The following is a 10,541-nucleotide window of genomic DNA, read 5'->3' on the forward strand; positions in this document are numbered from 1 at the left end:
ATACCCCTGGGGGTATACAGGTGACGACAGGAATACCCCCACCCGTATCAGGAGTGAAGATGTCAGCGACCAGAACAGTCACCGCGGACCCACCCACCCGAGCCGACGGCATACTTGCGCGTCTCGGTCGATCGATGGCGACTCACACCCGCCTCGTCGTCGGCGTCTGGTTGATCGCGTTGATCGCACTCGGCGCCGCAGCACCCAGCGTCTTCACCTCTCTGGCCGGCGCGGGTTGGCAGGCAAACGGATCCGAATCCGTGCAAGTTCGCGAGTTGGCCGAGCAGCATTTCGGTGGAAATTCCTCCGCCGCAGTACAGGTGGTCGTTCACTCGGATTCTCTACCCATCACGGATCCGTCGATGCAGCAAACCCTGGCCGCGGCAACGGAAATCTTTTCCGCGGACCCTCGCTTCGGCGAAGTGATCGCCCCGCAGCCCGGTATGACCATCAGCCCGGACGGACATACCGGCATCATGGTCGCGGGCGCCAACGCGAGTACCGACGAGATGGTCAGCGCGGTAGACGAACTCGGCAAGAAGCTCACGGGCTTGTCCACCGACACGATCGAGGTGTACCCGACGGGTGCGTCGGCGTTGTGGAGCGATTTCAACAAGGCCAATCACGAAGCCATGATCAAAGCCGAAATGATGTCGTGGCCCGTCACTCTCGCGATCATGGTGTTGGCCTTCGGCTCCCTGGTTGCCGCGGGTCTACCACTACTGCTGACGCTTGCGGGCCTGGTCGCTTCGGCGGGCGGGCTTGTAATCCTCAACGAGATCACGCCGATTTCCGTGTGGGCCATGAACTTCGCGATGATGTTCGCTCTCGCGCTGGGCATCGACTACGCACTCTTCCTCGTCGCCAGGTTCCGGGATGCATTGCGAGCCGATCCGGATCCAAGGGCCGCCGTGGCTCAAACCATGGACACCGCCGGCAAGGCTGTGGTCCTTTCCGGCCTCACAGTTCTGGTCAGTTTGTCTGCGGTTCTCATCGTTCCAGCCCCGGCCGTACGCACGATGGCTGTCGGAATCATGCTCGCTGTGATCCTCGTTCTCGCCGCAACACTCACCCTGTTGCCTGCCGTGCTCGGCAGGATCGGCGCGAAGGTCAACGGCGGTTCTCTACCGTATGCAAAGCGCCAGCAGCACCGCTCCCCGATGTTCGCAGGTTGGGCATCATTGCTGCACAAGCACCCGTGGCCATTCGGCTTCGGCGCCTTACTCATCCTGATCGCACTCGTTGTTCCGGTCTTCGGACTGAAGGTGGCAATGCCCTCCATCGCCGTGGTTCCCGAGGACGCCCCGGTTCGCCAGGGCTATGAACTGGTGCAGCAGCAATTCGGGGACGGCGCCCCGGGGATGTTGCAGATCGTCACGTCCGCCGACGATGCAGCCGACACCTCACGTATTGCCATGAGCGTTGACGGCGTGGCCATGGTCACCCCAGCGCAACAAGCTGCCGACGGGTCCGATCTTGTTATGCTGCAAGCAGTTCCCACCGTCGACCCGTCAGATCCTGCGATGGAAACCATCCTTGCCGACCTTCGGTCGCAACTGCCGGAATCGGCGCTCGTCGGCGGCGCTCCGGCCGAAAATCTCGACCTTCAGCAGGCACTCGACGACTACCTTCCCATCGTCGTGGTCGTGATTCTGACGCTCGGATTCCTGTTGCTGCTGATCGCCCTCCAGGCGCCTTTGATCGCCTTGATCGGCACGCTGGTCAGCCTGCTGTCCACTGGGGCCGCATTCGGAATCGCGAAGCTGATCTTCCAGGACGGTCACGGAGCAGGCCTACTCGGCTTCACCCCCCAGGGTTTCCTCAACGGGTGGGGTCCGGTCTTCTTCTTCGCCATGATCTTTGCGATCGCGATGGACTACACCGTATTCCTGCTTTCGAGTGCCAAGGAGCACTACGAACGCACAGGCGACCCCGCGATCGCACACATCGACGGCCTCGGGCATTCGGGTCGGGTCATTGCGGCGGCAGCAGCGGTGATGGTTGCGGTCTTCTTCACTTTTGCGCTCGCAGATCCCTTGCCACCCAAGGAAATGGGCATCATTCTCGGCGTAGCTGTCCTCCTGGACGCAGTGCTCGTCCGCTTGGTGCTGCTGCCCGTTCTCCTACGCCTCACCGGCCGGGCAGCCTGGTGGGCGCCGGCATGGCTGCGTCGCGTCCTGCCGAACATCAGCTTCTCGCATGGCTGATCGTGTACCCGACATCACTGTCCTACTGATACCCCCAGGGGTATGATGGGGACAAGAGAAATCAAAGCCGGCGACAGTGACAGCCCACGACGAGGAGTGCGCAATGACAACACCCACAGAACCGATAGCGATCGCAACCAAGGTCACCGGAACCTTCGACGACGTCGTCACCCGCACGCGTGGCGCTCTCGCCGAGCAGGGCTTCGGCATCCTGACCGAGATCGACATGCAGGCAACACTCAAGGCGAAGCTGGACGAGGACATGGAAAAGTACCTGATCCTGGGTGCCTGTAACCCGCCGTTGGCCCATCGGGCAGTTTCGGTGGATCGTCAGATCGGCCTCCTGCTGCCGTGCAACGTCGTCGTCCGCGAAGATACGACTACCGAGAATTCGTTCTTCGTCGAAGCGATGAACCCTGCTCTCATGGTTCAGGTTTCCGGCGAACCCGGCCTCGAGTCCGTGGCAGCCGACGCAGCCGTCAAGTTGCGCGCGGCCGTCGACTCGCTGATCTGACACCGCAGTCGGATCAAACACTGAATCAAGCAGTGACATGCCCCCAGGGGTACCCTTGACCGCAGCACGAACACTCGAGAAGGGGCCACCATGACCGGCGACGAAGAGAGCATTGCGCTCGTATTGAACAGACTGCGTCGTGCCCACGGCCAACTTGCCGGGGTCATCTCGATGATCGAGAACGGCCGCGACTGCAAGGACGTCGTCACGCAACTCGCCGCCGTGTCCAAGGCGCTGGACCGAGCAGGGTTCAAGATCGTCGCTTCCGGGCTGCGTGAATGCCTGAGCGGTGACAGCGCGGAAGGTCAGGAACCGATGACCGAGGCCGAACTCGAGAAGCTGTTCCTGGCACTGGCCTGAAACATGAGAAGGGCCTGACCTGCAGTTAGCAGGTCAGGCCCTTTCTCGCGTGCGAAAGAACTACTTCGCCAGGAAGTCGATCAGCACCTTGTTCACGGCCTCCGGACGCTCGAGGTAGCCGTAGTGCCCGGCGTCGGGAATCTCTTCGTACGACGCCGTAGCGATGCAGTCCGCCACCTCGCGGGAGAGGTAGGGCGGGATCATGCGGTCGTCGGCGAAAGCGACGGACAGGCACGGGCGCATGATCGACTTGTACGCACCCCGTCGATCGAAGGCGCGGTCCATACCGAGCTGTGCGCGAACACCCGGTGACGTTGCGCCGCCGGTGAACTCGAAGATATCCATCCAGTCGCGCGCCGAGTGATCGTCTGCCAGCGTGGCCGGCGAAAGGTTCATCACCGCGGTCACTGCGGCACGGTACTTGGCCGGCAGAGCGACTCCACTGTCGAACAACTGGCGCTCACCCTCGGTCAGGACCTGCTGGAAATGATCCATCCGGGCGTGACCGGCGAGGAACACTGCTTTGCGAACCAGATCGGGCCTGGCGAGCGTCAGTTCCTGCGCCACCCGGGCGCCCATCGAGGTTCCGATGACATGGGCCGGACCGCCACCGAGGTGCTCGATCAGTCCGGCGGTGTCCGCGACCATGTCGGGCATCGTGATGCCGCCGAGGCTCTCGCCGGACGGTGCGATTCCGCGGTTGTCGAAGGTGCAGACTCGGTAGCCTGCGGCCACTAGTGCCGGGGTCTGGTGCAGATCCCAGACGCGGCCGGGGCTGCCGGTCCCCATGATGAGCACCACCAGATCTCCATCACCCTTGACCTGGTAATTGATGGGGATTCCGTTGATTGTGGCGACCGTCATGTCAGCCTTCCTCCTCGTACGTGTGATCAACAATTTTGGTTGGATAGCCTAAGCTGATGGGCGGTCGTGTGACCGCAACCCCAGCCCATGCTCGTCCAGGAGGACCCCCGTTGAGAGTCGCTACGCTCGGATACCAAACCTGGGGCCACCGTACCCTGCAGGCCTTGATCGACTCCGATCACGAGGTCGTGCTGGCAATCACACACCCGAAGAGCGAACACGTCTACGAACAGATGTGGGCGGACTCGGTTGCAGATCTGGCGGCCGAGAACGGTGTACCCGTTCACGTGGCGAACAAGCCTGACGACGCCTTCAAGGCCGCGCTGGCGGAAGCGGCTCCCGACATCATCGTCGCCAACAACTGGCGCACCTGGCTGCCGGCGGAGGTCTTCGACGCACCCAAGTACGGCACCCTCAACATCCACGATTCGCTGCTGCCCAAGTACACGGGCTTCTCCCCGCTCATCTGGGCTCTGATCAACGGCGAAGAAGAAGTCGGCCTTACGGCGCACCTGATGGACGAGGAACTCGATGCGGGCGACATCGTGCTGCAGCGATCGACGACGGTCGGCCCGACCGACACCGTCACCGATCTGTTCCACCGCACGATCGACATGATCGGCCCCATCACACTCGACGCCCTGGATCTGATCGCGTCCGGCCGTACCGACTGGACGCCGCAGGACCGATCGCAGGCCACGTTCTTCCACAAGCGTGCACCGCAGGACAGCCACGTCGACTGGTCCTGGCCCGCCGAGGTCATCGAACGTTTCGTCCGGGCACAGTCCGATCCGTACCCCAACGCTTTCGCCGAGTTCAAGGGCCAGCGCATCCGCATCCTGAAGGCGTCCGTCTCACGCGGGCACTACGGCGGAACCCCCGGCCGAGTGTTCATCCAGGAAGACGACGGCATGGTGATCGTCGCGGGCCCCGACGCGTGGTCGGGCAAGAACAAGGGACTGCGGATCGAGCGCGTCCGACTCGACGACGGCAGCGAGTACACCGCCGCCGAGTTCTTCCCCCACGGCGGCGGGTACCTCACCTGATCGCCGGATCAGACCCCCTCAGTACAAAACCCAGTACAAACCCCTCAGTCGCGACCTTCCCAGGCCGCCCACAGTTGTGCGTAACGCCCGCCCGCGGACACCAGTTCGCGGTGCGGGCCTTCTTCTACGATCTGACCGTGTTCGAGCACGATCACTCGGTCGGCGCCCGCGGCCTGGGTAAGCCGGTGTGCGACAACCAGAGTGGTGCGGCCCTCCGTAGCGGCGTCGGCAGTCGCTTCCAGTTCCCGCGCTCCGGCGCTGCCCGCCTCCGCTGTTGCCTCGTCCAGTACGGCGACGGCGGGATCGGCCAACACCAGTCTCGCCAAAGCCAACTGCTGCGCCTGCGCCGCTGTCATCTCGTGCCCGCCTTCGCCGACGACGGTCAGCATTCCCTCGTCGAGAGCCTCCACCCACTCGTACGCGCCGACCGTCCGCAGTGCCGCGGCAACGTCCTCGTCCGAGGATTCGGGAGCCGCCAATCTCAGATCCTCGATCAGGGGTCCGGCAAAGACATGGACCTCCTGACTCACGATCGCGATGTGGCGTCGTAGGTCGTCGAGGTCGGCAAGCGGGACACCGCCGATCGACACCCGGCCCGACGTCGGAGTGATCGAACCGGCAGCGATCGCCGCGAGCGTCGTCTTTCCGGCTCCGGTCGAACCGACGAGCGCCACGCGCTCCCCCGCTCGCAGTGTGAGGCTCACTCCGTGGAGAACCTCATGACCACCGTCGTAGCTGTGCCGAATGTCATCCAGACGCAGCGAACCGTCGGCCGGAACGGAACCTGCATCCGTCGAAGGCTCCGTTTCCTCGATCTCGACGACGCCGACCAGTCGCGCGAGGCTGGCGCCGGCCGACTGCACTTCGTCGAAGGTGTAGAGCAGCGAGCCGATCGGGTTGAACAGGCGGTGGAACAGCAGGGCAGCAGTCGTCGTCTGGCCGACTGTCACGACGTCCTCACGGACCAGCAGGAATCCGACGACGAGAATCATGGACAGGCCCACGAATTCGGCGCGGTTACCTCGACCGGCGAACCTCGTGAACAGGCCGAACACTCCGACTGCCAGATCGCGCGCTTTTGCCGACGCCGCATCGATCTGCCCGAGGTGTTCCTTCTCGAGGCTGTACGCGCGGACCGTCTTCGCACCCTGGAGACTGCTGATCAGCGCTTGTGAACGAGCGCCCATCGCTACCCGCTCGGCAGCGTAAACAGGAGCCGAGCGTGGCAGGTACCACTTGAGCGCCAGCGCGTACATCGGCAGCGCGACCATTCCGGCCAGACCGAGTCGCCAGTCGAGTCCGAGCATGGTCACCATGCTCAGAGCCACGAGCAGAACCGCCGCGATCATGCCGGGAACCACGTCGGACACGGCCTTGGCGATCACCGACACGTCGTCGCCGACACGCGAGAGCAGATCGCCCTTACCGACCTTCTCGACGGTCTGGATCGGCAGTCGCAGTGCCCGGTCCACGGTCCGCTCTCGCAGATCCGCCAGGATCGTCTCACCGAGCCGCTTGATCAGATAGGCAGCCACACCGGTGAACACACCGCCCACGATTGCGGCAGCGGCGATGATCACGACCACCCCGACGATCGTCGACGTGGGCGCGTTGTCCCGGACCCGGTCGACCAGGACGCCGAAGACGTAAATCGGCACCAAGGCCATCGCCGACGCCGAAGCCGCGACGATCAGGACCAGCAGGCTCTGCATCCGGTGTTCGGTCAGCGCCGCCCGCAACCACTTCCAGGTCTGGCGACCACTCGCGATCGGCAACAACTCGCGCTCTGTCACCTTCTCTGCGTTCTCCCCGGCCGGCATTTCGGTTGTCGTGTCCGTGGCCGTCACCGCAGCACCGCTCCTCGGTAGTTCGCGTCGCCGCGAGAGAGTTCGGAATGTGTGCCCGTCGAGGCGATCACTCCGTCGTTCAACACGATCACCCGATCCGTCACGGCCAGCAAGGCGGGGCTGCTGGTGATCAATACCGTCGTGTGGATGCCACTGGCACCCTCGTGCCGCAGTTCTGCGATTCCTTCGGCGATCGATGCCTCGGTAACCGCGTCCACCGCCGTCGTCGGATCGTGCAGGACCATCACGGGTGCCTGTGCCACCAAGGCGCGCGCGAGGGCGACGCGTTGCCGCTGGCCTCCCGACAAACTGGCGCCCCGATCGGTCACTTCGAGGTCGAGACCGTCCGGATGTGCGTCGACGACATCCGCCGCTGCCGACGCCACCAGAGCACTCTGGATGTCGAGAGCAGCGGCATCACCGGCGCCCGCGGTGACGTTCGACGCAAGCGACCCGGAAAACAGATCGGTGATGTGCGGCTCCACCAACACCGTCCGACGTGCCAATCGCAAGTCCATGTCGGACAGGCTGATTCCGCCAACCCTCACCACTCCGCGATACGCGTCCTGCGCCAGCTGACCGGACAGGACCGCGACAAGGGCGTCGGCGTCCTGCGGCTGGTAAGCCACGACGCCCAGCAGTTCTCCGGCAGGCAGATGCAGATCGATGCCCTTGAGCGATTTGTACTCGACTCCGTCGAGAGTCAGGTCGGTGCCTTCGAGTTCGGTCTGCGAACCCGCGCCACGCAGTGGCTCCGCGTCCAAGACCAGTGCCAGTCGATCCGACGACGCTCGCGCCACCGCGAAGTATCCGGGAATGGACGCAAGCAAGCCGAGCGGTTCGATGATGAACTGCGCAAGCCCCACCACGGTGATCAGTTCACCGACCGTGATCCGGCCCTGCAACGCGAAGTATCCCGCGAAGCCCGCAACACCGACCGCGAGCAACGCACTGACGGTCGCGGCAACGCCGGTGTAGATACCGGTCGCCTTGGCCGTGCCGATCGTCGATGCGAGCGCTTGACGGCTGACCGTGCGGTAGCGCGCCGACGCGGTCTTCTCGCCGCCGACACCGCGCAGCGGACGCAATCCGCTGACCAGATCCGTAGCCATCGCCGACGCCCGAGCGATCGACGCCTGCTGACCGGTAGCCCTCGACGTGATGAGAGGCGCCGCCAATTGCAGCAGACCGAGAATGACCGGCGTTCCGATCAGAACGGCCAGCCCCAGCCAGAGGTCGATCCACACCAACGCCACCGCCGACGCCACCGCAGCTGTCAGGGCCGCAGCGGCGCGCGGGACGATGTCCGCGATCCACGAAGTCTGCTCGGCATCGGATGTCGAGACTGTCAGCAATTCACCCGAACGCAGATCGGTGCGCACCCCACGCGGATCGAGGACGCGGTGCGCCACCTCGAGCCGGAGGCGATGAGCCTCCTGCTGCATCGCGGTGACGATGAAGCGTGCGCCGAAGCGCCACGCGGCCGTCAGAACGAGAAACAGAGCCGCGAGACCGACGATGGAGACGATCAGGGCCGTGGTGTCCGAAGTCTCCACCGCACGGTCGATGATCACACCGATGGAGATCGGCACCGCCGTCTCGGTCAGTTGGTGCAGACAGACCAGAACCGTGCCGATGGCGAGCGGGCCACGGTTACGGACGAGGACACGTCGCAAAATCGCAGCACCGCTGTGATTGCCACTATCCGGCTCGTCCGAGTCGACGGTCACACTCGAGGGGGTCGAACTCATGGAACTCCAAGCATCGATGGAAGCGATAAAGTTGAGTACAGAGATAAGTAAGTCGACCCTAATACATGAGCAACTAGCGTCGACACGCCCAGTTCTCATAGAGTCGCGAGTAAGAACCATTGCTTGCGCCGTGCAGGCAAGCACGAGAGGAACATGATGGCTGAGAACACGACCGTCGAAACCGAGATCGCGGACGAGGACCTCGAGCCCGTAGCGGACGAAACTGCTCGTCAGGCACAGCGCGTCGTCGCTGCCTACGCGGAAGATGCCGACGAGTGCAGGATGCTGCTCTCGATGCTCGGTATCTCCCCCGCCGCCAAGCTCGACTGAATCTTTCCCTCACCAACCGAGAAGGAACCACGTGCCTGTCAGTCCGGATTCGACCAGTTCAACCCTTTCTGACAGCGCACCTGCTTCTTCGACCGGTGAAGCCGTGTCCGGGCAGGCTGAGTTCGTTGTCGTAGCGAACCGCCTGCCCGTCGACTTGGAACGGCTTCCCGACGGCACCACCCGCTGGAAGCGAAGCCCCGGCGGACTGGTCACCGCTCTCGAGCCGATCCTGCGCAGCAATCAGGGCGCGTGGGTGGGCTGGGCGGGGGTGGCGGACGCCGAGCTCGACCCCATCGTCGAAGACGGACTCGAGCTCTACCCCGTGCCGCTGAGCGCCGAGGAGATCAACGAGTACTACGAGGGATTCTCCAACGCCACCCTCTGGCCGCTCTATCACGACGTCATCGTCAAACCCGAGTACCACCGCGAATGGTGGAACGCCTACGTCGAGGTGAACCGGCGATTCGCCGAAGCCACCTCCAAGGCAGCGGCACAGGGCGCGACAGTCTGGATCCAGGACTACCAGCTGCAGTTGGTACCGAAGATGCTGCGGATGCTGCGCCCCGACCTGACCATCGGCTTCTTCCTGCACATTCCGTTTCCCCCGGTCGAGCTGTTCATGCAGATGCCGTGGCGCACCGAGATCGTCGAAGGCCTCCTCGGCGCCGACCTCATCGGCTTCCACCTTCCGGGTGGCGCACAGAACTTCCTGTACCTGGCCAGACGCCTTGCCGGGCAACAGACTTCACGTGGAACCGTCGGCGTCCGCTCCAAACTCGGTGTGGTGCAAGTAGGTTTCCGTAGCGTCCGCGTCGGCGCCTTCCCTATCTCCATCGACTCCGGCAAGCTCGACGAGCTCTCGCGCACCAAGGCAATTCGAGACCGCGCCAAGCAGATTCGCAAAGAACTCGGAAACCCCAAGCACATCATGCTGGGCGTCGACCGCCTCGACTACACCAAAGGCATCGACGTCAGGCTCGCTGCGCTCCACGAACTTCTCATGGAGAAGCGCATCGATCCCGCCGACACCGTCATGGTGCAGCTGGCGACCCCGAGCCGCGAACGCGTCGAAAGCTACGTACAGATGCGCGGAGACATCGAGCAGAAGGTCTCCCGGATCAACGGCGAGTTCAGCGAAGTCGGCCGCCCCGTCGTCCATTACATCCATCGGCCGATCCCACGCGACGAACTGGTCGCGTTCTTCGTCGCCGCCGATCTCATGCTCGTCACGCCGCTGCGTGACGGCATGAACCTCGTCGCGAAGGAATACGTCGCCTGCCGCAGTGATCTGGGTGGTGCATTGCTGCTCAGCGAATTCACCGGTGCCGCAGCAGAACTCCGCCAGGCATTCCTGTGCAATCCTCACGACCTCGACGACGTCAAGGATTCGATGGAGAAGGCCCTCAATCAACCGCGCGAGGACGGCCGGCGCCACATGCGTGCGCTACGTCGTCAGGTCCTGACGCACGACGTCGACCGCTGGGCGCGCTCGTTCCTCGACGCGCTCGCACACGGCGGTGCCGCAGGCCCGGCGCTGATCGCCCCGGCCGAAGCACAAGACCACTGAGGACAGTGCACAAAGGCTCGGGCCGCGGAGAGTGAATCTCCGCGGCCCCAGCCTC

9 protein-coding genes are annotated in these 10,541 nt (G+C 63.9%); 6 read left to right on the forward strand and 3 right to left on the reverse strand.

Translation table 11 applies throughout. The features are described from left to right. Positions 1-59: 59 nt before the first annotated feature. The 3 genes from ACN50D_RS19485 (at position 60) to ACN50D_RS19495 (ending at position 3,081) form a co-directional block, all read left to right on the forward strand. Positions 60-2,207 (forward strand): MMPL family transporter, encoded by a 2,148-nt coding sequence (locus tag ACN50D_RS19485; protein WP_211921490.1) that lies wholly within the window; start codon positions 60-62, stop codon positions 2,205-2,207. Between the two features lie 103 nt (positions 2,208-2,310). Continuing rightward, entirely contained in the window at positions 2,311-2,721 is a 411-nt protein-coding gene (locus tag ACN50D_RS19490; protein ID WP_003945447.1) for a DUF302 domain-containing protein, read from the forward strand. Between the two features lie 90 nt (positions 2,722-2,811). Beyond that, on the forward strand, positions 2,812-3,081 hold the full coding sequence (locus tag ACN50D_RS19495; protein ID WP_007734349.1) for a metal-sensitive transcriptional regulator: 270 nt from the start codon (positions 2,812-2,814) through the stop codon (positions 3,079-3,081). A gap of 60 nt (positions 3,082-3,141) precedes the next feature. Here ACN50D_RS19495 and ACN50D_RS19500 read toward each other — a convergent pair whose 3' ends face one another. Continuing rightward, positions 3,142-3,945 (reverse strand): alpha/beta fold hydrolase, encoded by an 804-nt coding sequence (locus ACN50D_RS19500; RefSeq protein WP_003945829.1) that lies wholly within the window; start codon positions 3,943-3,945, stop codon positions 3,142-3,144. Positions 3,946-4,055: 110 nt separating this feature from the next. On the opposite strand from ACN50D_RS19500, the gene ACN50D_RS19505 reads away from it, so the two are divergent. Beyond that, positions 4,056-4,991: a methionyl-tRNA formyltransferase gene (locus ACN50D_RS19505; RefSeq protein WP_007734348.1), complete on the forward strand. Its 936-nt coding sequence runs from the start codon at positions 4,056-4,058 to the stop codon at positions 4,989-4,991. A gap of 44 nt (positions 4,992-5,035) precedes the next feature. Here the strand turns inward: ACN50D_RS19505 and ACN50D_RS19510 are convergent, their stop codons facing one another. Beyond that, on the reverse strand, positions 5,036-6,811 hold the full coding sequence (locus tag ACN50D_RS19510) for an ABC transporter ATP-binding protein (RefSeq protein ID WP_042920544.1): 1,776 nt from the start codon (positions 6,809-6,811) through the stop codon (positions 5,036-5,038). A 23-nt stretch (positions 6,812-6,834) separates the two neighbouring features. Next, positions 6,835-8,589: an ABC transporter ATP-binding protein gene (locus tag ACN50D_RS19515; RefSeq protein ID WP_249342967.1), complete on the reverse strand. Its 1,755-nt coding sequence runs from the start codon at positions 8,587-8,589 to the stop codon at positions 6,835-6,837. Positions 8,590-8,745: 156 nt separating this feature from the next. Here ACN50D_RS19515 and ACN50D_RS19520 point away from each other — a divergent pair, with 156 nt between their 5' ends. Then, entirely contained in the window at positions 8,746-8,919 is a 174-nt protein-coding gene (locus ACN50D_RS19520; RefSeq protein ID WP_164490548.1) for a hypothetical protein, read from the forward strand. Positions 8,920-9,022: 103 nt separating this feature from the next. Continuing rightward, positions 9,023-10,486 carry an alpha,alpha-trehalose-phosphate synthase (UDP-forming) gene (locus ACN50D_RS19525; protein ID WP_085989962.1) on the forward strand — a complete coding sequence of 488 codons (1,464 nt, stop codon included), beginning with the start codon at positions 9,023-9,025 and terminating at the stop codon, positions 10,484-10,486. Positions 10,487-10,541: the final 55 nt, after the last annotated feature.

The sequence above is a fragment of the Rhodococcus sp. SB1D genome (genome assembly GCF_048573875.1).
Lineage (GTDB): Bacteria > Actinomycetota > Actinomycetes > Mycobacteriales > Mycobacteriaceae > Rhodococcus_F > Rhodococcus_F qingshengii.

What these genes read in the sequence shown, in the direction of transcription:
- ACN50D_RS19485 (WP_211921490.1), top strand. Translation starts at nt 60, where the DNA reads ATGTCAGCGACCAGAACAGTCACCGCGGACCCACCCACCCGAGCCGAC.
- ACN50D_RS19490 (WP_003945447.1), top strand. Translation starts at nt 2,311, where the DNA reads ATGACAACACCCACAGAACCGATAGCGATCGCAACCAAGGTCACCGGA.
- ACN50D_RS19495 (WP_007734349.1), top strand. Translation starts at nt 2,812, where the DNA reads ATGACCGGCGACGAAGAGAGCATTGCGCTCGTATTGAACAGACTGCGT.
- ACN50D_RS19500 (WP_003945829.1), bottom strand. Translation starts at nt 3,945, where the DNA reads ATGACGGTCGCCACAATCAACGGAATCCCCATCAATTACCAGGTCAAG.
- ACN50D_RS19510 (WP_042920544.1), bottom strand. Translation starts at nt 6,811, where the DNA reads ATGCCGGCCGGGGAGAACGCAGAGAAGGTGACAGAGCGCGAGTTGTTG.
- ACN50D_RS19515 (WP_249342967.1), bottom strand. Translation starts at nt 8,589, where the DNA reads ATGAGTTCGACCCCCTCGAGTGTGACCGTCGACTCGGACGAGCCGGAT.
- ACN50D_RS19520 (WP_164490548.1), top strand. Translation starts at nt 8,746, where the DNA reads ATGGCTGAGAACACGACCGTCGAAACCGAGATCGCGGACGAGGACCTC.